The organism is Cohnella laeviribosi DSM 21336 (genome assembly GCF_000378425.1).
Lineage (GTDB): Bacteria > Bacillota > Bacilli > Paenibacillales > Paenibacillaceae > Cohnella > Cohnella laeviribosi.
On sequence record NZ_KB899812.1, the window covers coordinates 115,262 to 139,872 of the forward strand.

Annotated in this window: 23 protein-coding genes and 1 pseudogene; 12 read left to right on the forward strand and 12 right to left on the reverse strand. The window is 58.9% G+C overall.

The window, feature by feature from the left end:
* Window positions 1-12 precede the first annotated feature (12 nt).
* The 5 genes and pseudogenes from F560_RS26590 to F560_RS22555 all read right to left on the reverse strand — a co-directional run.
* A pseudogene (locus F560_RS26590) lies at window positions 13-582 on the reverse strand (ABC transporter ATP-binding protein); the annotation flags it as partial.
* 17 nt (window positions 583-599) lie between these two features.
* Window positions 600-1,343, reverse strand: a complete 744-nt coding sequence (locus F560_RS0105070) for an ABC transporter permease subunit (protein ID WP_019004634.1) — start codon at window positions 1,341-1,343, stop codon at window positions 600-602.
* Window positions 1,344-1,354: 11 nt separating this feature from the next.
* Window positions 1,355-2,053: an ABC transporter ATP-binding protein gene (locus F560_RS0105075; protein ID WP_019004635.1), complete on the reverse strand. Its 699-nt coding sequence runs from the start codon at window positions 2,051-2,053 to the stop codon at window positions 1,355-1,357.
* Window positions 2,050-2,442 (reverse strand): GntR family transcriptional regulator, encoded by a 393-nt coding sequence (locus F560_RS0105080; protein WP_019004636.1) that lies wholly within the window; start codon window positions 2,440-2,442, stop codon window positions 2,050-2,052. The genes F560_RS0105075 and F560_RS0105080 overlap by 4 nt, the downstream gene beginning before the upstream one ends.
* 1,549 nt (window positions 2,443-3,991) lie before the next feature.
* Window positions 3,992-4,981 (reverse strand): RluA family pseudouridine synthase, encoded by a 990-nt coding sequence (locus F560_RS22555; RefSeq protein ID WP_019004638.1) that lies wholly within the window; start codon window positions 4,979-4,981, stop codon window positions 3,992-3,994.
* Window positions 4,982-5,167: 186 nt separating this feature from the next.
* Between F560_RS22555 and F560_RS22560 the strand changes: the two genes are divergently transcribed.
* The 7 genes from F560_RS22560 (at window position 5,168) to F560_RS0105125 (ending at window position 10,800) form a co-directional block, all read left to right on the forward strand.
* A complete protein-coding gene (locus F560_RS22560) occupies window positions 5,168-5,614 on the forward strand; it encodes a MarR family winged helix-turn-helix transcriptional regulator (RefSeq protein ID WP_019004639.1) in 447 nt (148 codons plus the stop codon).
* An 80-nt stretch (window positions 5,615-5,694) separates the two neighbouring features.
* Window positions 5,695-6,900, forward strand: a complete 1,206-nt coding sequence (locus F560_RS0105100) for an MFS transporter (RefSeq protein ID WP_019004640.1) — start codon at window positions 5,695-5,697, stop codon at window positions 6,898-6,900.
* 81 nt (window positions 6,901-6,981) lie between these two features.
* Window positions 6,982-7,392, forward strand: coding sequence for a DnaJ family domain-containing protein (locus F560_RS0105105; protein WP_019004641.1), 411 nt, complete (start codon window positions 6,982-6,984; stop codon window positions 7,390-7,392).
* 176 nt (window positions 7,393-7,568) lie between these two features.
* Window positions 7,569-8,591 carry a transposase gene (locus tag F560_RS0105110; RefSeq protein ID WP_156828898.1) on the forward strand — a complete coding sequence of 341 codons (1,023 nt, stop codon included), beginning with the start codon at window positions 7,569-7,571 and terminating at the stop codon, window positions 8,589-8,591.
* A 46-nt stretch (window positions 8,592-8,637) separates the two neighbouring features.
* The gene (locus F560_RS0105115; protein WP_019004643.1) at window positions 8,638-9,159 is read left to right on the forward strand and encodes an IS66 family transposase; all 522 of its coding nucleotides are present in this window, start codon (window positions 8,638-8,640) and stop codon (window positions 9,157-9,159) included.
* Between the two features lie 141 nt (window positions 9,160-9,300).
* Window positions 9,301-9,642, forward strand: coding sequence for a LytTR family transcriptional regulator DNA-binding domain-containing protein (locus F560_RS0105120; protein WP_019004644.1), 342 nt, complete (start codon window positions 9,301-9,303; stop codon window positions 9,640-9,642).
* A gap of 177 nt (window positions 9,643-9,819) precedes the next feature.
* On the forward strand, window positions 9,820-10,800 hold the full coding sequence (locus F560_RS0105125) for an aldo/keto reductase (RefSeq protein ID WP_026298103.1): 981 nt from the start codon (window positions 9,820-9,822) through the stop codon (window positions 10,798-10,800).
* 83 nt (window positions 10,801-10,883) lie between these two features.
* Here the strand turns inward: F560_RS0105125 and F560_RS22565 are convergent, their stop codons facing one another.
* Window positions 10,884-11,729 carry an L-arabinose isomerase family protein gene (locus F560_RS22565; protein WP_156828899.1) on the reverse strand — a complete coding sequence of 282 codons (846 nt, stop codon included), beginning with the start codon at window positions 11,727-11,729 and terminating at the stop codon, window positions 10,884-10,886.
* A 25-nt stretch (window positions 11,730-11,754) separates the two neighbouring features.
* Between F560_RS22565 and F560_RS0105135 the strand changes: the two genes are divergently transcribed.
* Together F560_RS0105135 and F560_RS0105140 are read left to right on the forward strand one after the other, a co-directional pair.
* Window positions 11,755-12,630, forward strand: coding sequence for a helix-turn-helix transcriptional regulator (locus F560_RS0105135; protein ID WP_019004647.1), 876 nt, complete (start codon window positions 11,755-11,757; stop codon window positions 12,628-12,630).
* 103 nt (window positions 12,631-12,733) lie between these two features.
* On the forward strand, window positions 12,734-13,660 hold the full coding sequence (locus tag F560_RS0105140; RefSeq protein WP_026298104.1) for a helix-turn-helix transcriptional regulator: 927 nt from the start codon (window positions 12,734-12,736) through the stop codon (window positions 13,658-13,660).
* A gap of 92 nt (window positions 13,661-13,752) precedes the next feature.
* Here F560_RS0105140 and F560_RS0105145 read toward each other — a convergent pair whose 3' ends face one another.
* From F560_RS0105145 to F560_RS0105160, 4 genes are read right to left on the reverse strand one after another with little or no spacing between them, the layout of a single operon-like run.
* Window positions 13,753-14,685 carry an AEC family transporter gene (locus F560_RS0105145; protein ID WP_019004649.1) on the reverse strand — a complete coding sequence of 311 codons (933 nt, stop codon included), beginning with the start codon at window positions 14,683-14,685 and terminating at the stop codon, window positions 13,753-13,755.
* A gap of 9 nt (window positions 14,686-14,694) precedes the next feature.
* Window positions 14,695-16,146 (reverse strand): cardiolipin synthase, encoded by a 1,452-nt coding sequence (gene cls, locus F560_RS0105150; protein WP_019004650.1) that lies wholly within the window; start codon window positions 16,144-16,146, stop codon window positions 14,695-14,697.
* A 10-nt stretch (window positions 16,147-16,156) separates the two neighbouring features.
* Complete coding sequence (locus F560_RS0105155; RefSeq protein ID WP_019004651.1) at window positions 16,157-17,584, reverse strand: MFS transporter; 1,428 nt, start codon at window positions 17,582-17,584, stop codon at window positions 16,157-16,159.
* Between the two features lie 40 nt (window positions 17,585-17,624).
* Window positions 17,625-18,110, reverse strand: coding sequence for a nitroreductase family protein (locus tag F560_RS0105160; protein ID WP_019004652.1), 486 nt, complete (start codon window positions 18,108-18,110; stop codon window positions 17,625-17,627).
* A gap of 222 nt (window positions 18,111-18,332) precedes the next feature.
* Between F560_RS0105160 and uraA the strand changes: the two genes are divergently transcribed.
* The 3 genes from uraA (at window position 18,333) to F560_RS22570 (ending at window position 22,705) form a co-directional block, all read left to right on the forward strand.
* Entirely contained in the window at window positions 18,333-19,625 is a 1,293-nt protein-coding gene (gene uraA, locus F560_RS0105165; RefSeq protein ID WP_019004653.1) for a uracil permease, read from the forward strand.
* A gap of 117 nt (window positions 19,626-19,742) precedes the next feature.
* Window positions 19,743-20,405: a TetR/AcrR family transcriptional regulator gene (locus F560_RS0105170; protein ID WP_019004654.1), complete on the forward strand. Its 663-nt coding sequence runs from the start codon at window positions 19,743-19,745 to the stop codon at window positions 20,403-20,405.
* Window positions 20,406-20,506: 101 nt separating this feature from the next.
* A complete protein-coding gene (locus F560_RS22570; RefSeq protein ID WP_019004655.1) occupies window positions 20,507-22,705 on the forward strand; it encodes a glycoside hydrolase family 3 C-terminal domain-containing protein in 2,199 nt (732 codons plus the stop codon).
* 154 nt (window positions 22,706-22,859) lie between these two features.
* Here the strand turns inward: F560_RS22570 and F560_RS0105180 are convergent, their stop codons facing one another.
* Window positions 22,860-23,606, reverse strand: coding sequence for a GTP pyrophosphokinase (locus F560_RS0105180; protein WP_019004656.1), 747 nt, complete (start codon window positions 23,604-23,606; stop codon window positions 22,860-22,862).
* Window positions 23,607-23,819: 213 nt separating this feature from the next.
* Entirely contained in the window at window positions 23,820-24,596 is a 777-nt protein-coding gene (gene fabI, locus F560_RS0105185; protein ID WP_019004657.1) for an enoyl-ACP reductase FabI, read from the reverse strand.
* Window positions 24,597-24,611: the final 15 nt, after the last annotated feature.

Below are 24,611 nucleotides of genomic sequence, written 5' to 3' on the forward strand. Positions count from 1 at the left end.
GTAGTGGGTGCTGTAGAGAACGGTCACGCCGTCCCTTTTCATCCCCCTGATCATTTCGAAAATATGATTGCGGGATTGCGGATCGATGCCGACGGTCGGCTCATCCAAGATGATCAGCTTGGGCCGGTGGAGCAGGGCCGCCGCGATGTTGATCCGCCGCTTCATGCCCCCGGAGAAGGATTCCACCTGGTCCTTCGCCCGGTCGGCAAGCCCGACCTGCTCCAGCACCTCGGCGATTCTGCTCTTCAGCTCCTTGCCCCGCACCCCGCTCATCTCGCCGAAAAAGGTCAGATTGTCCGCAGCGGATAGCTTCTCGTACAAGGCAATACCTTGCGGAACGTAGCCGATCTGCTCCCGGATCCGCGCGTGTTCGCGTTTCAGGTCCAGCCCGAGTACGCGGACGCGGCCGCTGTCGGGCTCGAGCAGTCCGGACAAAATTTTCATCGTTGTCGACTTGCCGGCGCCGTTCGGCCCCAAAAGCCCGAAGCAAGAGCCCTCGCGAACCGCAAACCCGATATCGCGCAGCGCGGTTTTGTCCCCGTAAGATTTGGCCAGCCCTTCGATTTCAATCGCGTTACCCATCAGCCATTAACCTCCCGTTACACGATCAGATGTTTTTTGCAAATGTAAACCGCGACCGCAAACAGCCCGCCCGCAAGCAGCCACATTCCGGCCAGGACGGCCCACACCTCCGGCGGGATGCCGTGTTGAAACAGCAGAACGGTGCTTTCCGATTTTTCCGGACGCGTATACAGATTAATCCAATTGAAGATATTGCCGAGCGTGCCGAACACAATCCAGATCAGGGGCAACAGCCCTTTCGCCTTCGACCGCCAAATGATCGCCGCCGCCATGCCGAGCGCCGTCATGAAGGGCACCGCCGCGGCCGTCACGAGCATATATTGCAGCTCGATTTGGACAAAGTCCGCCGCTTCGCCCAATCCTTTCCCGTGCAGCAGGGAGGTGTAAAGGACGAGAACCAGCAGAACGCCGAACGCAATGACGCCGAGGATCATGCCCTGAACCAGGGAGGCCGCGAATTTGGCCAGCAGCAGCCTGAAACGCGAGTAAGGCAGCGTGAGCCACCAGCCGTACGTCTGGTCCGACCATTCGCGATTGAGCGCCCGATGTCCCACGCCGATCATAAAGAACGGAAAAGCGTACATGAAATAAATCAAATATTGGGGATTAAAGCCTCTTCTCCCTCCCCAGACGCCAAGCGCAACCAGAAGTACGGCCAGAATGACGGCGGCGTAAGCCCAAAACCACGTTCGGGCGTACACCCGGCGAATATCCATACGAAACTCGTGCTTGAACAAATGCGCAAACGTTCCGATATTCAATCGGCATCCTCCTATCCGTATAGCTGCCTGTAAATGTCCTGCACGGAGCCGCGCCGCGCCCGGAGCTCCTCCACGTCGCCCGACAGGGCGTTGCGCCCTTCGGCGAAGAAGACCGCGTAATCAAAAAGGCTCTCCGTCTCCGCGATCTCGTGCGTGCTGATCAGCACGGTCTGGCTGCGCTCGCTGAACGAATCGATCAGCGCCGCGACGATCTTCTCGCGAGAAAGCATATCGATGCCGGAAAACGGCTCGTCGAGCACAAGCAGAGGAACGTCGCGCGCCAGACACACCGCCAGCATCAGCCTGGCCTCCTGCCCCTTGGACATTCCGGCCACCTCCTGATCCGCCCCGAGGCCGAGCATATCGATCAGTTCCCAGGCCCGGTCCGTTTGGAAGCCCGGCAAAAGCTTCGATCCCCATTCCACCGCCTGCCTGACGGTATGGCCGCCGAACCAGCGCGCCCGATCCGGCAGATAGGCAATAGAGGCGTTCGTCTTCCACGAGGGCTTGCGCCCGAGCACCGTTACCGTCCCCCGGTCCGGCCGGACCATGCCGGTAATCATGCGCATAAACGTCGATTTGCCCGCGCCGTTCGGTCCCAGTATCGCCGTCACCGTTCCCCGGGGAATGTCGACCCGGAAATCGGCCAGCGCGATTTTTTTGCCGTACCGCTTGCACAAGTCTTCGGCCGAAATCGCCGATTGCGTCATTGGGATACACCGCCTTTTGCTCTGATCATCGATTCGATATCCTTAAGCCCGAACCCCAGGCTCTCCATTTTGGCCAAAAATTGCTCGACCGCTTGTTCCGCCAGCTTGTTGCGGATCTCCTGCACCCTTGCGGCGTCCGTCGTGATGAACGTCCCTTGCCCCCGCCGGGTTTCGGTCAACCGTTCCCGTTCCAGCTCCTGATAGGCTCGCATAACGGTGTTCGGATTGATTTTCAGCGCCTGCGCCATTTCTCTCACCGAAGGAATCTTCTCGCCCAACGCGATCTCACCTTTCGCAATCGAACTTCGCACCTGTTCCAACACTTGCTCGTACAGCGGCTGGCTCAGATCGAGCGAGAACCGCAACCCCCCAATGCGGATTTCATTCAAGCGGACACCTCCCTTACGCATATCAATCAACTTAAGTGTATTATATCACTTAATACACTTAATGCAACAAAAAAGCGGTTCGCAGAGCACCCATTTTGGGGAGGGCCGCAAGCATGCGGCCGCCGCGCCAGCGCAAAAGAAGCCCGTTTACGTGCGCCCTCAAGCCTCTTGCCCGCCCCGACCGGCCGGGCGGAAATGCAGTTGCCTTCGCCGCAACTGCACAGTCCGTTTTCGCGCGCGCCCCCGTTTTAAGTGCCTAAAAGGCAATTAAATCGGGAATCGCCCCCGCCGAACCGGTCAGGCGGGAATGCAGTTGCCTTCGCCGCAACTGCACAGATCGCTTTCGCGCGCGCCCCCGTTTTAAGTGCCTAAAAGGCAATTAATCGGGAATCGCCCCCGCCGGACCGGCCGGGCGGAAATGCAGTTGCCTTCGCCGCAACTGCACAGCTCGCTTTCGCGCGCGCCCCCGTTTTAAGTGCCTAAAAGGCAATTAAATCGGGTATTTGGCTCGCCAGACCGGCCGGGCGCCCGGGGCTGCCCTCAAGTCAAATGTGGGAGGTGCCTGCTTTTCGGAGTACATAGGAGTTCATAGAGGAATCCTTAACTTTCACATCTGTGCGTAAGCCTCTTATCGTAGAAGCAAAGGCTGGCGATGGCCCTATATACCAACCGAGTTGTTTTTCTCGCGCCGCTGCTACAACCGATGATCTCGCGGTGAAAGAGATTGACAAATGAGGCGTACAGGAACGCAAATGTACGGGGTAGGGGCGTATGCACGGGAGGGTGCACAGGAGGATACCGGCGCAGGGAAGATGGTAACGGACAGACAATCCGTTATGAAGGCCATTTGGCAGGAAAAACGAATGGTTCCGGACAGGAGATCCGTTAATCCCCCGGAAAACCGTAAAAAGGCGCAAGTTTCTCGCAAATAGCGGAATCTGTGTCCGGGGCTGCTTGATTTCAGCGGTTTTTGGGCCGTATAACGGAACGGTGGTCCTATGTTCCCGGACAAACGGGTTTGCGGACGGGTTTACGGACGGGTTTGCGGACGGGTTTGCGGACGGGTTTGCGGACGGGTTTGCGGAAGGCCGGCCCCCAATCGCAAAACGGCCCCTGCCGATACCCGCTCACCTCGGAGCGTCAAGGGATCGGCAAGAGCCGTATCCCTCCGGAGCCGCGATCCGCCGTTGGCAAAATGCCGCAAGATGCAAACCAGCGGACAGCCGGCAAGCCCGGACGCGCATCGGACGGAATGCGTCCCCATCCTTTCGAGGACGGCGCCCGGTAATTATCCGCACCCAGGGAAGCCGGCTTGCCGACCCTGTCCCTATAACCTCGTCCGATATCGGCGAAAAAGCAAGGAATTCTCGGATGTCTCCATTTTTGACGGTTTAGACTCCAGAATTAAAAGGCTAAACCGAAACAGACAAGCCAAAAGACGGGATCAACTTCCCTTCCCATGCTTATTGCGCAGACCCATCCTTTTTTACATAAAAAAGAGCCGCCCCACAATCGTTTCCAACTCCTTATGGGACAGCTCTTTATTCGTTCACGCAAGATCCTGCGGCATCGTCAGCCCCGCTTTGGCCATCGTCCGGCGCATCAGCTCGGGAACCGGCGCGCGGAATTCCCTGCCGTCGGGCAGCCGGATGCGCCATGCGTGGAGCAGTTGATGGTTGACGCCCGCAAACGGCTTGCCGCCGTATTTGACGTCCCCCAGGAGCGGATGCCCGATGCTCTGCAGATGGGCTCTGATCTGGTGGGTGCGGCCGCTGACCAGCTCGATTTCGAGCAGCGTATAGCCTTTCCCGTATTGAAGCGCCCGGTAATGCGTCACGGCGCTCTTCTCCGCCGGCGCGGGGCCGGCCGCCCGCTTTCCGCCGGCGCCCGTTTCCGCACCGGCGGGCCGCTCCCCGACGACGCGCGTCCGGTTCCCGCGCTCGTCCCGGATCAGGCTGCCGGTCAGCGTTCCCTCGCCCGCGAGCCTGCCTTCCGCAATCGTCAAATAATACTTCTCCAGCTCATGCTTTTGAATCCACTGATTCAACTGATGCAGCATGCCCGCCGTTTTGCCCACCAGCACAAGGCCGCTCGTATTCCGGTCCAGCCGGTTGGCCGTCGCCGGCATAAACAGCGCGCTGTCCAACGCGCCCTTCCGGTACAGATAGGCGTGAACGCGATTGATCAGCGTGTCCTTCTGGTCCGTCCGGTCGGGATGGGTGAGCACGCCCGCAGGCTTCATGACGACCAGCAGCTCGTCGTCTTCGAAGACGACGTCGATATTGGCGTTGACGCCGACATATTTCGGTTTCGGCCGCCCGGCGGACGCTTCCTTGAACTGCGTCTCTTCCATGTACAGCGTCAGCTCGTCGCCGGCCGCAAGCTCGTAGTTTTGTTTTTTTCGTTTGCCGTTTATTTTCGCCTTGCCCTGGTCGATCATTTTATAAATCTGACCCAGCGGAAGGTTCGGCATGAGCTGCCGCAAATAGCGGTGCAACCGTTTGCCGCTTTCCGAGGGGGTAATCGTGCGGGTAATCATCGTCTCGTCAACACTCCCTGACCTTTGTCCCGCTTCGCCAGCGGACTATCAACAGCGTAACAATCGGAAGGCGTTCGTTCAAGCCCCAACCGCGCCGGCCCCATACCCTTTTTTCGTTGACACAAATTAATTGGCTTCATTATAATTGCTACAGCAACTAATTGGGAGAAAGGCGGGAAACGGGAGATGACGATTGACGAATCGATCGGGTTTATCCTCAATCGCACCGGACGCAGGGTATCGCAGCTTCTTGCGCTTCGGCTTGCCCCTTACGATGTAACGACGGAACAATGGTCGGTGCTCGCCCGTTTGAACGAGGAAGGGACGATGACGCAGAAGGAGCTTGCCTTTCGCGTCGGCAAGGACCAGACGAACGTGACCCGCATTCTTGACCAATTGGAGCGCAAAAAGCTGGTTGTGCGAACCGCCAATCCCGAAGATCGGCGCTCGTATCTCCCCCAGGTTACGGAAGAGGGAAAGCGTCTTTTCGAAAGGACGCGGCGGATCGAGCAAGAGACCGTCCGGCTTGCTGCCGAAGGGCTGTCCGACGGCGAGCTGAACGAGCTTAAACGGCTGCTCCGGCATATCGAGCGCAACGCCAACGCGCGGCTGGGTTTGGCGGACGAGGGTTGACCGCAGAGGCCGAACGGGTTCGGCGCGCTTTAGGCCCTCGAACGGCACCAACATGATAAAAGCAAGAAGAGGCGAACGGATTGAAGGAAAAATTATGGACAAAAGACTTTATCGGCGTCTGCTTGAGCAGTTTTTTTATTTTCATCACGTTTTATTCGTTATCCGCCACGCTGCCCGCCTTCGTCACCGAGCAGTTAAACGGCGATCCGGGGCAAGCGGGCTGGATCATGACCGCCTTCATCATCGCGGCCGTGCTGATGCGGCCGTTCGCCGGACGCTGGCTTGACGGACCGAAGCGCCGGATCGTGCTGCTGCTTTCCTTATGCTTGTTTATGCTCGCCACCTTTGCTTATCCGCTGGCGGGCAGCTTCGGCATCCTGCTGCTGATTCGGTTCATTCACGGCCTCAGCTTCGGCGTGGCCACGACCGGCAACGGGGCGATCGCGATCGAACTGGTGCCCAAAAACCGCAAAGGCGAAGGCATGGGCTACTACGCGCTGACCATGAACTTGGCTATGGTTCTCGGGCCGTTTCTGGGCCTTGTCATCGTCGAGCACAGCGGATTCCGCCTTCTGTTCGGCGTCTTCGCCGTTTTTGGCGCGCTTGCCCTGGCGCTGGGCGGAACCTTCCGGGTTCCGGAACGGAAAGCGCCCGCGAAGGCGGCCCAATCCCCGGAATCCGACGTCCCCGGCTTTCATTGGCGGAATTTCGTCGAGCCGAAATCGATTCCCATCTCGCTGACGGCGATGCTGATGGCCGTCGCCTACAGCGGCATTCTGACCTTCGTGCCCGTCTACGCCAAGGAGATCGGACTGAGCGCCGCCGCCGGCTATTATTTTGTCGTGTATGCGGCGATGATCCTTCTGTCCCGGCCTTTTACCGGCAAGCTGTTCGACCGGGTCCCCACCCGCTGCCTGGTCTATCCGACCATCGCGCTATACGCGGTCGGGCTCGTCGTGCTGGCGGGCGCCCATCATGGGTTCGTGTTCCTGCTGTCGGCCGCGATAATCGGCCTCGGTTTCGGAACGCTGGGCCCCGTTCTGCAGACGGTCGCCGTCAAGGCCGCCCCCGCGCACCGGACGGGGAAAGCGACCGGCACCTATTTTATCTTTTTCGACAGCGGCGCCGGCATCGGGTCCGTCGTGTTGGGCAGCATCGCGGCGGCGGCCGGCACCCGCGCCATGTACCTTGTTTCCGCCGCGGTCGTCGCCTTCGGCGCTTTCGTGTATTTCGTTTCGATGCACCGCAAATCCCGGTCCGTTCCGCTGTCCGAATCCGTCCGGTAATCGGCGGCGGCTGAAATACGGCGCGTTTCATGGTACAATCGGATCACACCGCGCACACGCGCTTGGACAGGAGGGTCTGCCGTGGAATGGTTCGAATCCATCGCGAATGAACGAATCGTCGAGGCCCAGCTCAAAGGCGAATTCGATCGCCTGCCGGGCAAAGGCAAGCCGCTGCCGCCGGACCCGCTCGAATCGGTGCCGGACGAGTTGCGCATGGGTTTCAGGCTGCTCAAGAACGCCGGCGCGATTCCGCCGGAGCTGGAGCTGCGCAAAGAGATGGTCGCGTTGGAAGATTTGCTCCGCTGCTGCCGGGACGAGGAGGAGCGCCGCGAGCTGCGCGGGCAGCTAACCGAGAAGCGGCTCCGGTACCGGCTTCTGATGGAAGAACGCGGCTGGAGCGCACTCGGCGCTTTCGAGCAATACGAGGAGAAAGTGGAACAAAAGCTGACCGCGGCCCCCCTTCCGGACGACGGTTCGGCGAAGAGGCCCTAAACGACGCTGCCCAAGCCCGCCGGCCGTACAGCGATTACGCTTTCGCCCCCGCGATGCGATCCCGGGGGCGCGTTTTTTTTCTACGACGGAATAACCATACAACGAAGGTGTTTTACCCCTGTTTGTCGAAAAAATCAGAGACGATTTCATTCATAAACAAAACAGGGGTTTTCTTCATGCGTCCAAAAAATCGAATCATTCCGGAAAAAACGATCTACTTTCGTCCCGAATTCACCGCATGTCCGCATTGTCATGCCAAGCTGGTTCGCGCACATGCCGCGTGGAAAAAGAAAATAGCGACTCTACAAGGTGTCATCTTTGCCTGGAGCATGGCTTATCGCTGTTCCAACTCGCAATGCCCTTACCCGAACGCGCGCTACCGATCGGCCGAAGCGGAGAAGCTATGTATGAAATTTACCACCTATGGATTTGACGTGTTATGTCTGGTGGGGGAACTACGCTTCAAGCACCATCTGACGCGAAAAGAAATTGCCGACGAGCTCAATCGCCGCGGTGTAAAGACTACAGACCGCAACGCACAAATGCTGTATGAACGGTACCTCACGCTGCTGGGCGCCAGTATCGATCACCATAACCGCAGCGTGCTGCAAACCATCACCGAAGAGCACGGCGGCCTGGTTCTTTCCATGGACGGTGTTCAACCGGAAAAAGGAAACGAGACGTTGTATGTGATTCGTGAAGTACTCAGTGGAACCGTGCTCGCTGCCAAAAACCTCAAGAGCGGATCGTCCGAGGAACTGCAGCAATTGATTCGACCCATCGTGGAATTCGGCTATCCGATCATCGGAATCATCACTGACGGCCAGCAGTCGATTCGGCTGGCGTTCGAGAAGTTATTGCCGAACGTCCCGTATCAATACTGCCAGTATCATTACCTGAAGGACATCGCCAAACCGGTGGTCGACCTGGATCGGAAACTGAAAACCGAACTTAAAAAAAGCTTGCGCGGCATTCGGGACATCGAACGGAAAGTAGAGGAACAAGCTTCCAGCGAAGGCGAGGTGGCGAAAGGATACATCGCCGCCATTCGATCCCTGCTGCTCGAAGACGGAAACCCGCCGCTCGATCTGCCTGGCATGCGCATCTACCAAAATGCCAAAGCCATTCGGGCATCCCTCGAACAATGCCTGAGTAAAAAAGGGGCCTTCGCTTCTTCGGAACATCGTCAGAATATTTAGCAAACTTGATACATTGGCGTCAGCGTATCGGGAAGTCTGCCGTTGGATGGAGCCTATTCGCCGTATTGCTGCTGCACTGGAACCCGCCGAACAGAAAACAAGTGACACGGTCCGGGAGAAGATGACGCAAATCCTCGAATGGTTGCAAAGCACGTACGATCAGCACACGGATGCCCCGATGGTCAAGAATGTCGTCAGCTACACCAAAGGCTTTTGGAAAGGCTTGTTTGCGTGTTATGACCATAAGTATTTACCGCGAACAAACAATGACCACGAACGTTTCTTCCGACAAACGAAGACGCGCCATCGTCGGATGACCGGTCGTCGCAGTTGGAACGAATACATTCTTCGCAATGGCGAATATGTCGTACTTGTCGACGATGCATTGAAGCAGCCCGATCTTCCCGCCAGACTTTGTCTCGTCTCCTATGCCGCTTACAAGCAACAGAGACAGCAATGGCGCAACCGTTTGACCGAAAGTGTCTTACGACGCCGATTTCGAAGAAATCCGCTGGCGTATCTTAAAGAGCTGGAAGCTAAACACAGTGCGTTAGTTATTCCGTCGTAGTTTTTTTTTCCCCGAACAGCCGGCTGCTGAACGCACCGCAAAAAAAGTGCCCAATTCGGTGAAAAAGGGGTTAAAAAAACGGGAATCTGTGATATAATGAAAGCGCTACCAGGCACACTTTCTAAAGGGGGTTTTGGAAAGATGGACGTAGCTATGAGCAGGTATGAAGTCATCGACCCGAAGAAGGATACGCTGTACTTTCGAGTCGGTTCGCACGGACTCATCAGCTTTCATGGACGCAATTACAATATAAAGAGAAGAATGTCCGCCGAGCAGCGGCTCGGATTGATGCAGGACCCCGATTTCGTAAGGGTTTCGTCCGATTGTTATGCGAACTTGAATAAAATTTCGGCAATCGTGGACGATTATATCTATTTCGAGGATCAGAGCCCGGGCGGCAAACGCCTGCCCGTCTCCAAGCGAAAGCAGCAGATCATCCGGCAGCTTCTGCGCGAACGGTCCGCCTCCCCCGCTTTGGTATAACGCCCTCACGTTCTATGGGCCGGTACGCCCCCGCCTCCCCGCTTCCCGCGGGCCGGCGGGGGTTTTTCCGTTTTACCGCCAGCCGGCTCCGCATTTGCGCTCCGGGTGCGGGAACGGTATATTCAAGGTGAACGTGCCCCCAAGCATGAATTCATCGCGGAAATGAGGGATCGCAAAATGAAGTACCGCCCATTGGGACGAAGCGGGTTAAAGGTGTCCGCCATCGGCCTGGGAACGAACGCTTTCGGCAAACGCGCGGACCGGAGCGTCTCCATCCGCATTGTGCACCAGGCGCTGGATCGCGGTATCAACTTTATCGATACGGCCAACATCTATGCCAAAACCGAATCGGAGAGCATCATCGGCGAAGCGCTGCAGGGCCGCCGGTCGGAAGCGGTGCTCGCGACGAAGGCGGGTCTTGTCTTTGGCCCGGGGCCGAACGACCGCGGATCGTCGCGCTATCATCTGATGCGGCAGCTCGACGAAAGCCTCAAGCGGCTGAAGACGGACTATGTCGATCTGTACCAAATCCACACGTTCGACCCGGACACGCCGCTGGAGGAGACGCTGCGGACGCTCGACGACATGATCCGCTCGGGAAAAGTCCGCTACATCGGCGCCTCCAATTACGCCGCATGGGAGCTGATGAAGGCGATCGGCATCAGCGAGCGGCTCGGACTGAACCGGTTCGTGTCCGTCCAGACCAGCTATTCGCTGGCCGACCGGACGCCCGAGCGGGAGCTTGTTCCGCTTTCCCTCGACCAGGGAATCGGCATCATCCCCTACTTCCCGCTCGCCGGCGGCATTCTGACCGGCAAGTACACCGCCGACAACAAAAGGCCCGAGGGCTCGCGGGCGGACAAGGATCCCGGCTTCGGGAGATTTCTGGAAGACGACGCCCGATTGGCGCTCGGACAGCAGGTCGTCCGTCTCGCTCAGGCGGCGGGCTGCTCGCCCGGTGCGCTCTCGATCGCCTGGCTACTCCGCCAGCCGGCCATCGCGACCGTCATCGCCGGGGCGACCCGGACGGAGCAGTTGGACGAAAACCTGACGAGCGAAGCGCTGGAACTGCCGGATGACGTTTGGCGCGAGCTGGACGAAATCAGCAGGCCGTTCCGCTACGGCGAGCCGTTCGCCGTTTATCGCCTGCCGGAATGACCAAAAAAGCCGGAGCCTGCCGCGCTTGTCGGCATGGTTCCGGCGATGAATGCGCCGCAGCCGGGGCTCGTCCGAGACCGGATTTACAGCGTCACGTGCTTGATCCCCATCAGCTCGCCCACTTTGCGGAACAGCGAAGCGTTGCGGCCGACCGACATCGCGCAGTGGTGCGTCGGCGCTTCCGCGAACCAGCGCTCCATGTATTCGTCCGGATGGGTGCGGAATTTGACCGGCGTTTGCGTGTTGCCGATTTTCATGATCGGGCCGTCCGTCGCCACGCCTTCGCCCGAAATCAGCTTCAGCTTGCCGTCCCCGGTTTGCGTCACGTTCAGCGTGGTGATGTCGCCGCGGCGCACTTTGGCTTCGACCGAAACGCCCGTCCCCTGCTTGCCGTGGTACAGGCCCATGCCGCGCAAGATCGGCTTGCCTTCCGAAATGGCGATATGAAACGGCCCGTCATGGCCGAGCAAAATCGTCTCGTCGACGTAATCGACCGCGACGATTTCGCAGAAGCTGCCGCCCGTGCCGAGAATGTCGCAGATTTTCATCGCCACGGCCGTCTTCAAATCGCCTTCGCCGGAGCAGGGAATGCCCCGCGCCGTCAGCAGCGAATGGCCGACGATAAATCCGCCCTGCAGCTTCTCGTAGTCGCCGCCCGGCGCTCCGTGATAGTAGTAGGTCAGCGCGTCGAGGTCGTATTCGCGAACCAGTTTCTCCTGCGCCGCCGCGACCTTGCAGGACCATTCCATCTGCTCCTCCGTCGGCTTGCGCGCGATCGGATCGGACGGCGAATCGCCGCTGATCTCGAACATGGCGTGAACCTCTTCGAGCTTGGCCTTCACCTGCTCCGGCGTCACCTCCCGCAGCATGCGGTCCAGATCGCACATCTCCAGCACTTCCACATGAAGCCCGGTTTGCGCCTGAATCATCGTTCAAAAGGAGGCGCGTCGCAGCATGTACCGGGAAGTCGCAACCTACGATTGGACTCCCGACTCCGTCCGGCTGATCGCCACGCCGTCGGCATGGGCCAAGTCCTCGCTTTATTACGTGCAGGAGGTCGGGCATTTCCGTACGCTAAGCACGTATTTCACCGAGCGGGAAGGGCTGGATTCGTTCCTGGTCGTCTATACGTTGGCGGGCTTAGGCCATTTGCTGTATAAGGAAAAGCCGTATTCGCTGAAGCCGGGCGACGTTTTCTTCATCGATTGCATGGAATATCAGCGCTACGCCGCCGATCCGAACAACCAATGGGAGATCCTGTGGGTGCACCTGAACGGAGGCGCGGCGAGGGCTTATTACGAGCAATTTCGGAGTTCCGCGGGCGATCCGGCCGTCCGGCTGCCGCGCGGGACGAACGTTCCGTCCGTCATTCGGGAACTGATTCAGCTGCATTCGCGCAAGGATTACCGGACCGAGCTCGTATCCTCCAAGCTGCTGACCGACCTGCTCACCGAGCTGACGCTTGCCGCGCAGGAACTGGAGATGCCGCCCGCCGCGGAGCGCCCGGGGTACATCGGCGACATGGTGCGGCTTTTGGACCGAAGCTTCCGGGAGCGGTGGACGCTCGATCTGCTGGCGGAGCGTTTTGCCGTCAGCAAGTATCATTTGGCCAAGGAATTCAAGCGTTACACCGGCTTTTCGCCCGGCGAATATTTGATCAATGTCCGCATCACCAAAGCGAAAGAGCTGCTCAAATACTCCGATCTGACCGTATCCGAAATTTCGCGTTCCGTCGGCGTCGAGCACGTCACCCACTTTATCAACCTGTTTAAGGATCGCGTCGGCCATACGCCGCTTGCCTACCGGCGGAAATGGCAGCGCCCGAAGTGAAGGCGGCGGGGACAGACCGACTTTCGCAAGAAAAGTCAAACGCGATCTAGAACGCGGTGCTAAGCTTGAATCAGGCAAAGGCAGGTGAACGACGAAAAACATGATCTATACCGATCATGCGGAGGCGATCGGCAAAGCGCTCCGGTACGTGGAAGCGAATTTGAAGGAAGACCTTAGCCTGGATCGATTGGCAAGCCGCTCCGCCTTTTCTCCATATCACTTTCACCGGTTGTTTCAGCACCACGTCGGCATGACCCCCGCCGATTATGTGCGCAAGCGTAGACTGGCAAATGCGGCAGGCGACCTGCTGACAACCGACCGGCGCATCCTGGAAATTGCCCTCGATTATCGCTTCGAGTCCCAGGAAACGTTCACCCGGGCGTTCAAAAAGCAGTACCGAATGACGCCGGGCCGGTATCGGACGTATGTAAAGGAAATTTTGCGGCAACAGGAGCAGAAAGGGAGGACCGGAATGAACAAAACGGATAAAACGGACAAAACGGCTACGAATGAATTTGAGAGGGAACCTGAAGGCTGGATGCTGGCGGGAAGCCATCCGGGAGACTACGAGATGGGCATCGACCGGAAAATCGTCCATCAAGGCAAGGCTTCGGGCTATTTGCGGTCCCGCCGCGATTCGGCCGGCGGATTCGGCACGATGATGCAGATGTTCAAGGCCGACGCGTACCGCGGAACGCGGCTTCGCCTGACGGGCTTCCTCAAGACCGAGAACGTCGAGCAATGGTGCGGACTGTGGATGCGGATCGACGGGAAGGATCAGGAGATGCTTCGATTCGACAACATGTCCAACCGTCCTGTCAAGGGAACGACGGCGTGGAACCCCTATTCCGTTGTGCTGGACGTGCCGCGCGACAGCGTCGCCATTGCCTTCGGCGTGCTGCTCTGCGGGAAAGGCAGGGTATGGGCGGACACCCTCCGCTTCGACGTCGTCAACGAGACGGTACCGACGACCGATGTGCCCGACGAAGAAGAATTGCCCGACGGACCGGTGAATTTGGATTTCGAATGACGCTGACGTCAGGAAAGAACTTCGGACAAGCCTAAAAAAACGGCTCGCCTGCGGACAGAGAAACTGTCCGATCCGGCGAACCGGTTTTTCAGTTAGGATCCGGTATAAACGAGTCCGATGACGATGGTGACGGTGACGATGCTGAAGACGGTGGAGAAAAAGACGGCCTGCGAGGAAAACTCCTTCTCGTTGTCGAACTCGACCGCCAGCAGCGCGCTGCTGAGCGAGGTCGGAACGGCCGACGAGACGATGAGCGCCGACGCGGTCAGCGCGTCCAGACCGAGCGGCAGCGTGATCAGCCAGGCCAGGAGAGGCCCTGCGACAAGCCGCAGCATGACGGACAAGCCGATGTCGAGCGCGAGCGACTTGTGAAACGACCACTTCATGCTGCCGAGCTGGACCCCGAGCGTAAGCAGCGCCATACCGATAAACGCGTTCGCCAGATAGCCGAGCGAAATGTCCGCGAATTCGGGCAGCGGCACGTTCAGCCCCCGCATCATAAGCGCAAGCGGAATGACGTAAATGACCGGCATGCCGAGAATGATGCGCCGAATTTGCCGCCAGTCGGCCTTGTGCGCGTTCACGGTGTAGATGCCGTACGTATTCGGGATAAGCGACTGCACCATCATCACCAAAATTTGCACCGCCAGCGTATGCGGATTGCCCGAGAACGCCAACTGGTTGATCGGGATGCCGTAATTCGCGCTGTTGTAGAACAGCACGCTGTTGCGCATCGCGCTCCTCATGCCGGCCCGGTGCCGGCGCAGGCGGACGACCGTTTCCACAAGCGCGTACTGGGCGATCATAAACAGCAGGCAAAACAGCATCACGGTGCCGAACAGCCGCGTCGAAATTTCCGTCGTGTACAGGAGCTGAAACATGATCGCCGGTGAAAAAACGTAAAAATTCAGCTTGGACAGCGTCCGGATATCCAGCGAGAACAGCCGCTGCAATGCCGCCCCGAGCCCGATCATGACCGTCAGCGGCAGCACGTTGTTCCATAATATCGTCAGAAAAAGATCCATCGCCACTCCTTACAAAATAGGCGAAAGCAGGCGAGTCACCGATTCGCGGATTCTGTGCAGACGCGGCCGGTTCAAATGCTCCGCCAAAGTCAGTTCGCGGCAGTGCGCCATATCCTCCTCGAAAATCGACTTGAGCCGCCCCGCGACGCTGCGGTCGTAAATAAACGCGTTCGATTCGAAATTCAGCTTGAAGCTGCGGATATCGAAGTTGGCCGTCCCGACCGTCGCGACTTTGCCGTCGATGACCAGCGCCTTGGCGTGCAGGAAGCCTTTTTCGTACAGCAGGCATTGCACCCCGAGCGGCAGCAGTTCCCCCAAATAAGAGCGGCTCGCCCAATAGACCATTTTGTGGTCGGGCCGCGCGGGAATCATGATCTTCACGTCGACTCCGGACAGGGCGGCCAGACGGATGGCGCTCTGCAGGCTTTCGTCCGGGATGAAATACGGCGTTTGAATCCAGACGGATTCCTTCGCCAAATGAATCATGCGTATGTAGCCGTTTTTGATCTGCTCCATTTCCTGATCCGGGCCGCTGGACACGATTTGCACGCCGACCTGGCCGCCGCCCTTAAAGTCGGGGAAATAGGCCTCCCCTTCGAACATCCGGTTGGACGCCAGATTCCAGTCGAGCAAATATTGCGATTGCAGCTGCTTGACGGCGGAACCCTGCAGCCGAAGATGCGTATCCCGCCAGTAGCCGAACTTCGGATCGAGGCCCAAATATTCGTCCCCCACGTTGATCCCGCCGATATAGCCGACTTTCCCGTCGATGATCGCGATCTTGCGATGATTGCGGTAGTTCACGCGGAAGTTGAGATACGGGATGCGGGACGGAAAAAAGGCCGCCACCTCCCCGCCCGCCTTGACCAGCGGCTCGAAAAACCGGGAGTGCAGGCGGTGGCTTCCGATCGGGTCGTACAGAAACCGGACGGCGACGCCTTCGTTCGCCTTGCGGACCAGACAATCGAGCAGCTTGCGCCCGATTCCGTCGTCATGCACGATATAATACATCAGATGGATATGATGCTTCGCCCGTTCCAGCTCGTCGATCAGCGCGTCGAACTTGGCCTGCCCGTCGGTAAAGATGCGGACGTCGTTATCCTGCGTGTACAGGGACATCGCGCTGGACAGGTTCATGTAGATCAAATCCTCGTATTCGGCCGCGGAATCGTCGTTGTACGTCAGCCTGTGCTGCCTGAACTGCTTGCGCTGCCGCTCGATAATGCTCCGGAAGCGCTCCTCGGTTTCTTTCTTGATTTTGTACAGCTTGATCCGGCTCAGGTTCTGGCCGAACAGCAAATACAGCGCGAAGCCGACGACGGGCAAAAACAGCAGCACCATCAGCCACGCCCAGGTGACGCCGACGTTGCGGCGTTCGATGAAGATAACGCTGACCGCGAGAATGATGTTGATGAGCAGGATCAGGTACGAAATGTTCTGCGCAATGGAAGAAAGCGACATGGATGCAACCTCAGTCGGATGGTTTCAACCGCCAGCGCCTGACCGACACCAGAAGCGTGAGCAGGCTGACTGCGATGCCTGCGGCGAAGACGATGCGGAGCGCGTCCGTCATCGCCTGCGGATCGGAGGCGCCGGACGCGCCGCCGATCCGATGCAGGCTTGTCGTATAGATCGAAACGGACACGGACGTTCCGAGCACCATGCCCACGTTCCGCACCAGGGCGTTCAGCCCGCCGGCCGCGCCGAGCTGCGGCTTGGGCACCGCGCCCATGATGCTGGCGTTGTTCGGAGACTGGAACAGCCCGCTGCCCAGGCCGAACAGGCACAGAATGGCGACCAGCAGAACCGGGTTCAAATCCGGCGTCAGAAACAGCAGGCCGACAAAGCCCGAAGCCACGACGACGATTCCGGCCGTCGTCAGCAGGTTCGGGCCGATTCGGTCCGAAAGCGCCCCGGACAGCGGAGCGATCACCGCCATCGCAACCGGAACGACCATCATCAAATAGCCGGCTTTCTCCGGCGACAGCAGCCGCACGTTCTGGAGATAAAACGGCATCATGACGTTGGTGAAAAACGTCGCCGTAAACATGAGCAGCGCGGTCAGATTGCCGATGGCGAAGGCCGGAATCCGGTATAAGCGAAAGTCGAGCATCGGAAACTTCGCGCGCCTCTCCCACAGCCAGAAGCCAAGCATGGCCGCCAGCGCGGCCGCGCCGCCGGCGATCGTGGCGGCGGAAGTCCAGCCCCAGTCCTGGGCGTTCGACAACGTGTACAGAAACGCGACCATCGCCGCGGCGAACAGGCCCGAACCGGCGAAGTCGAACGGCTCGCGCGTCCGGGGCGCGCTTTTCGGCAGCAGATAGAGTCCCGCCGCAAAAGCCGCGGCGCCGATCGGCACGTTGATCCAGAAAATCGTCGGCCAGCCGTAATGCTCGACGAGGATGCCGCCGATGCCGGGGCCCGTCAGCGAGCCGAGCGAAACGACCGTTCCGACGATGCCGAGCGCTCTTCCCCGGTCGCCGGAGCCGAACGTCTCGGCTACGATCGCCTGGCTGTTGGACATCAGGCAAGACGCCCCGACCGCCTGCACGATCCGCGAAACGATCAAAGCGCCCAGCGAATGCGACAGCCCGCACAGCGCGGAGCCGAAGGCAAACAGAAGAAAACCCGCCTGGTAGACTTTCGTCCTGCCTATCAAATCGGACAGTTTGCCCATGATGGGCAGCGTGGCGCAGATCGTCAGCAAATAGGCGGTCAGCACCCACTGAATCAGGTGAATGGGCGCCCCGAGCTTATGCGCCATCGTCGGCAACGCCACATTCGCAATGCTTCCGTCCAGCGTGGCCATGTACGTGCCGAGCGACACGTTCGCGAGCACGAGCCAGCGGTTCGGGGGCGCCGGCCGGGAAGACGGGAGCGCGTTGGCCCCGTTGCTCACGCTGATTCCCCCTTCCGGCTTTGCCTAACGAAACGTCTCCTCATGCCAAATCCGCGATTTTATCCACGATCGGCGTTCTCTCTTTAACCGCCGGGACCTCGGCCGGATAACCGATCCCGAATACGCCGACCACATCGTCCGTCTCCGGCACGCCGAGAATTTCCCGGTTGCGCGGCGAAGCGCCGATCGATGACCAGAACACGCCGGCGCCGGAGGCGTGCGCGGCGAGCAGGAAATTTTGCACGAAGCAGGCCGTGGCCATGACATGCTCGTCCCGGTCGACGGCGGTCGCCGCCCCTTTCGACGTAATGGCGATAACGACCGGCGCGCCGTTAAAGTCCGTCTTGTGGCCGATCTGAGCGCGCGTCTTAGGACCGACAAACTTGATTTCCCACGGTTCGGTCATGCGGTGGTTCGGCGCGTAGCTCGCCGCTTCCAGCCAGCTTACGATCAACGCCCGGTCAATCGGATCGGGCTTGAAGCTCTTGATATTTCTGCGCGTCTTGATGGCTTCCAACGTATCCATATAAGCTGTTCTCTCCTCTGCTAAGTCCATTGCTTGGTTCGATTCGTTCCAACGAAGTGCGTCACAAAGAAGTATACCACAAAATTTGCCGGATAGAATCGGTCCGGGCATCCCTGCCGCAGCGCTCGCAAATCCTCAGGAAGTGCTTGCTTAAGCCGAAGAGAATCGGTAGAATCTACAAGGATATGTTGCGAATTTAGGCGAAATTGGAGGAAACCTCGAATGAAGCGCACCATCGGTGTACATGAAAGACCGCCCGCCGGGCAAAGCCTGATGCTCAGCCTTCAGCATCTGTTCGCCATGTTCGGCTCAACCGTGCTGGTCCCCACTTATCTGGGAGTCGATCCCGCCGTCTGCTTGCTGATGAACGGGATCGGCACGCTTTTGTATTTATGGATTTGCCAGGGCAAGATCCCTGCCTATCTCGGCTCCAGTTTCGCCTTTATCGCCCCGGCCGGAGCGGTTATCGGCTCCCACGCTTCGACCGGGACGGGTTATGCGGCGGCGCTTGGCGGCTTTATCGCGGCCGGGCTTGTGTTCATTGTCATCGCCCTGATCGTGAAAATCGCGGGCACCCGCTGGATCGACGTCGTCTTCCCGCCCGCCGCCATGGGCGCGATCGTCGCCGTCATCGGTTTGGAACTGATCCCGACCGCAGCGAAAATGGCCGGCTGGATTTCGGACGGCTCGGCCGACTGGAAACCGGACCCCAATTCCATCGCGCTGTCCACGGTGACGCTGCTGATTACCGTGCTCGGCTCCGTGCTGTTCCGCGGCTTTTTCCGCATCATCCCGATATTGATCGGCATCGTTGCCGGCTACGTGCTGGCGTACTTCATGCGCGAAACGAAGCTGGATGCCGTCGCCGCGGCGCCGTGGTTCGATTCCCCCACCTTTACTTTGCCATCGTTCGAATGGACGGCCATTCTGACCGTTGTTCCGGCCGCGCTTGTCGTCGTCGCCGAGCATATCGGCCATCTGATCGTAACCGGCAACATTGTCGAGAAGGATTTGTCCAAAGACCCCGGACTTCACCGCTCCTTGCTGGGCAACGGCATTTCGACGGTCATCTCCGGATTTACCGGCTCCACGCCCAATACGACCTATGGCGAAAACATCGGCGTTCTGGCCATTACCCGGGTCTACTCCACGTTCGTGATCGGGGGCGCCGCCGTCATCGCCATCTTGCTGTCGTTCCTCGGCAAATTCTCCGCGCTGATCGCCAACATCCCCGTTCCGGTCATGGGCGGCGTCTCCCTGCTGCTGTTCGGCGTCATCGCCGCCTCCGGCTTTCGGATGCTCGTCGAATCGAAGGTGGACTACAGCAAGCCGACCAATATGTTCCTGACAACCGTCGTGCTCGCGACCGGCCTTAGCGGCGCCAAAATCACCGCGGGCGACTTCTCCCTGTCGGGCATGGCGCTTGCCACCGTCGTCGCGATCGCGCTCAGCCTGCTGTTCAAGCTGTTCGAAATCGCGAAGCTGTCCAACGACCGGGAAGCTTCCGGGCACTAATATGTTGATCGACCGTTCGGTCCGCCGGCCTCCGCCGCGCGGACTTTTTGTTTCGATTAGACACGCCCAGCCGGCAGATGGTATGATCCGTCTAGAACCGAAGACGAGGTGACCTCCATGTTTGTCGGCATTTCCGCAAAGCAGACGCTGGCCAGCGAAAGCGCGATCAAGCAAAAGCGAAGAACGAAAATCAAGCAAATCGCCGAGCGGCTTTTTATCCGCCAAGGCATTCATGAAACCTCGATGCAGCAGATCGCCGACGAATCGGGCATGGGCAGAAGAACGATTTACCACTATTACAACACCAAGGAAGAAATCGCGATCGACATCCAGCAGGATTTTCTCCGGGAGCTGCAAACGGTGGACGGCCTTGAGGCCGTTCTGGAATCGGATTCGACGGGACTGCAAAAAACGGAAGCGATGCTGGACCTTGTGCTCGAGCATTATCTGAACCGCATTCCGCAGATCGAATATTTGAACGAATTCGACCGCGTGTTCAAAAACGCCGAGGACTATGAATTCACGACGCCCGAGCTGATGCAGTATGACGTTTACCGCCTGCTGCACAAGGCGCTCCATCTCGGCATGGCCGACGGGACAGTTCGCCCGATGTCGGAGCGGGAAGTGAACAGCGTCATTTTGACGGTCAATCACGCGCTGTTCGCCTTGATCATGCGCATTGTCGGGCGGCAGGATATCTTCAAACGGACGTACGACTACGGCCTGAAGGATATCCGCATGCTGGTTTCGCTCATTACTAACGGACTCAAAAACGGCTGAATCGGTGGCACAGGATGTGCAATTTTAAATTGACACACCTTGTGCCATTTTTGTATAGTGAAATCGGATACATTGAATTTGATTGGCCGGAGGGCGAAAACATGGATATCGAAGCCATCATCCGCAACATGACGGTGGAGGAGAAAATCCGGCTGCTTGCCGGAGCTTCCTTCTGGAGCACGCACGCCGTCGAACGGCTCGGCATCCCGTCCGTCGTGCTGACGGACGGCCCGCACGGACTGCGCCTTAGCGGCTCCGACGAGACGGGAGACATTCTGGCGAACGCAAAGCCGGCGACGGCCTTCCCGATCGAAGCGGCGATGGCCGCCACCTGGAACGAGCGTCTGGTCGAGGAAGCGGGCCGGACCATAGCCGAAGAATGCCAGCATTACGGCGTCGGCATCCTGCTCGGACCGGGCGTCAACGGCAAGCGGTCGCCGCTTGGCGGGCGCAATTTCGAGTATTACTCGGAAGACCCGTATTTGAGCGGCCGCATGGGCAGCGCCTTCGTAAGAGGCGTTCAATCCGGCGGCGTCGGGACGTCCGTGAAGCATTTTGTCGCCAACGAGCAGGAAACGAACCGGATGGTCGTCAGTTCGGAGGTCGATGAACGCACGCTTAGGGAAATCTATCTGCTTCCGTTCGAAATGATCGTCAAAGACGCGCAGCCCTGGACGATCATGTGCGCCTACAACAAGGTGAACGGCACGCAAATGGCCAACCATGACGGGCTGCTGAACGGCGTATTGAAAAACGAATGGGGCTTCGAAGGACTGGTCATGTCCGATTGGGGAGCCGTCGAGGACAAAACGGCGTCCGTCCGCTGCGGACTCGATCTGGAAATGCCCGGTCCCGGCGCCCGGGACGCGGAAGTGCTGGAGGCCTACCGGAACGGGCTTGTGACCGACGAGCAGCTTGACGATCACGTGCGGCGCATTCTCGGCGTCATCCAAAAGATTGCCGCTTCCAAGCGCGACGTTCCGGCGCTCGAGGCGGACCGCCATCACGAGGTGGCGCGCAAGGTGGCCGAGGAAGCGATCGTGCTGCTGAAAAACGAAGGCGGCTTGCTCCCGCTCGCCAAGGGGGCGAATATTGCCGTGCTGGGCAAGTTCGCGGAAATCCCCCGCTTCCAGGGCGGCGGCAGTTCCCATATGAATCCCGCCAAGCTCGACATTCCGCTGGACGCCCTGTCTGCGTTCGCGCATACCGTCTATGGAGCCGGTTATGCGGACGAATCGCCCGACGAGGAGCTGATCGAGGAAGCCGCGGAGCTTGCCAAGGGCAAAGACGCCGTTATCGTGTTTGTCGGCACGACGGAAAAAATCGAAAGCGAAGGCTACGACCGCGCGGATATCGGATTGCCCGAAAGCCATCTGCGGCTGATCGAAGCGGTCGCCCGCGTCAATCCGAACGTGGCCGTCGTCACCCACAGCGGATCGGCGATCGACCTCCGGCCGTTCGAGCGCTCGGTGCGGGCCATCGTCCACGCCTGGCTTCCGGGGCAGGCCGGCGGCTCGGCGATCGCGAACATCCTGTTCGGCGAAACGAACCCGTCCGGCAAGCTGAGCGAAACGTTCCCGCTCGCGCTGGAGCATAATCCGTCTTACTTGTCGTTTCCCGGCGACATTGCCAGCGTCCGCTACAGCGAAGGCATTTTTGTCGGTTACCGCTATTACGATACGAAGAAGCTGGATGTGCTTTATCCGTTCGGCCACGGTCTGTCGTATACGGAGTTCCAGTACGCCAACCTGCGGCTGTCTGCGGACCGTCTTGAAAACGGCGGCACCCTGCAAGTAACGTTCGATGTCACGAACCGCGGTGCCCGCGCCGGCAAAGAGGTCGCACAAGTGTATGTGCGCGACATCAAAGCTTCGGTGCCCAAGCCGGACAAAGAACTGAAGGGATTTGCCAAGATCGGGCTCGCTCCGGGCGAGACGAAGACGGTGACCGTCGAGCTGGACGAGCGCGCCTTCTCCCACTACTGCCCGCATCTTAGAAGGTTCGCCGTCGAAACCGGTGTATTCGCCATTCTCGTCGGCTCGTCCTCCCGGGACATCCGCCTGTCGGCGACGGTCTTCTTCCACTCTGGCGACGAGACCCGGCTTCCGCTGACGCCGGACCACAGCCTGAAGGAGTGGCTCGAGGACGATCGCAGCGCCAGCCGCATCAGGGAAGCGCTCCGCAACGCGAACGTGGACGAAGCAAGCCCGCTGTTCCCCATTCTGCTCGGCATGCCCGTACGCAAGCTTCGCCTCCTGTTCCCGGCGCTGGAAGGGCTGTCGGCCGCCGCTGCGGAATAAGACGCGCGCCCGCGAACCTTGGCGTCCGCGGCTTCATACGGGGGCGCCAAAGCTCGCGGGCGCTGCATACGGCCGGGTGCCAGCCCGAAAGCCGGGACCGGTATCCGGCCCGGATGTCCGGCATGGATGGCCCGGCATGGATACCCTGCCCGGCCTACTGCGGCCCTCCGTCGCCCAGCATCTTCAGCAAAGCGGGCGGAAGCTGAAAAGGCTGCTTGTCCGTTATCATTTTGTCCAGCTCGCTCATTTCCTCCTCGGCGCGAATCTCCTTGATGAGCTCGATCTCCTTGTGAAGGCGTTCCATCTTCCGGTCGAGCGCGGTGGCCGATTCCGCCGCTTCCTTCAGTTCCCGGAGCAGTCTGGCCGGCACGGCCTGATTGTACTTGTAATAGATTTTGTGCTCCAGACTGGCCCAGAAGTCCATCGCGATCGTCCGGATTTGAACCTCCACGCATACCTGCTCCTTCCGGTCCGACATGAACACCGGCACCTCGACCAGCATATGCAGGCTCTGATAGCCGTTCGGCTTCGGATTTTGAATATAGTCCTTGATCGTCAAAATGGTCAGATCGCTTTGGTTCTGCAGCATCTCGCTGATCCGGTAAATATCCGAGATAAAGGAACAGGTGATGCGGATGCCCGCAATATCCTTGATATTGGCCCGAATGCTGGAGAAAGAGAGGTCGCAGCCTTTGCGGATGACTTTTTTGATCAGGCTTTCCGGAGACTTGAGCCGCGACTTCGTATGCTCGATCGGATTGTAGTCGTGGAGCATTTGAAACTCTTCTTGCAGGATTTCGATTTTGGTTTCCATTTCGCTCAAAGCGAATTTGTACATCATCAAAAACCGGGTAATTTCGTTTTTGAACCGCTTGAATTGTTCGACCTGGATGGCGTTCATCCTTTCAACTCCTTCCGCGGCCTTGGTCTGCCGTTCTTTTATTGTCCCAATCCCGACGGCAAATTTCAAGCGGACACGTTAATCCTTCGCCGCAAGATTCGGCAAATGCGCATGCGGACGCTTTGTCTTCCTTCGAAACGGTGCATGCGGGCAAAACAAAAGGATGGCCTAAAACAGGACATCCCTTTGTCGATGTATCCGGTATTCAGAAAATTACATGCCCATGATATGGTAGCCCGAATCGACATGCAGCACTTCGCCGGTAATGCCTCGGGACAGGTCGCTGATCAGGAACATCGTCGCGTCGCCGACTTCGTCCTGATCGACGTTTTTGCGCAGCGGCGCTTTTTCCTCGATCGTCGTCATGATATCGTTGAAGCCCGACACCGCTTTGGCCGCCAGCGTGCGGATCGGTCCGGCCGAGATGGCGTTGACGCGGATGCCGTCCTTGCCGAGGTCCTCCGCCAAATACCGGACGCTGGCTTCGAGCGCCGCTTTGGCCACGCCCATGACGTTGTAGTTTTTGACGACGCGCTCCGCGCCGATGTACGTCTGGGTGACGATGCTGCCGCCTTCGGTCATGATTTTTCTCGCCTCCCGCGCGACCGCCACCAGCGAGTAGGCGCTGGAATTTTGCGCGAGCAGGTAGCCCTCCCGGGACGTGTTCACGTACTCCCCTTTCAGCTCCTCCTTATCCGCAAAAGCGAGCGAGTGAACGACGCCGTGAATCGTCCCGACTTTCGCTCCGATTTCGGCGAAGGCCTTCTCGATGCTTTCGTCGCTCAGCACGTCGCAGGAAACCTTCAGCAGCGGCTCGATGTTGTGCTCGGCGAGCAGTTCCTCCAGCTTCTCCAAAGACCTTTCCTGACGGTAGGTAAAGACCAGCTTCGCGCCTTGCTTGTGCAAAGACTTGGCGATCCCCCAACCGATGCTGCGCTTGTTGGCGACCCCCATGACAACGACCACTTTGTTTTCCAATAAATTTGCCAAAAATGTCCCTCCCCG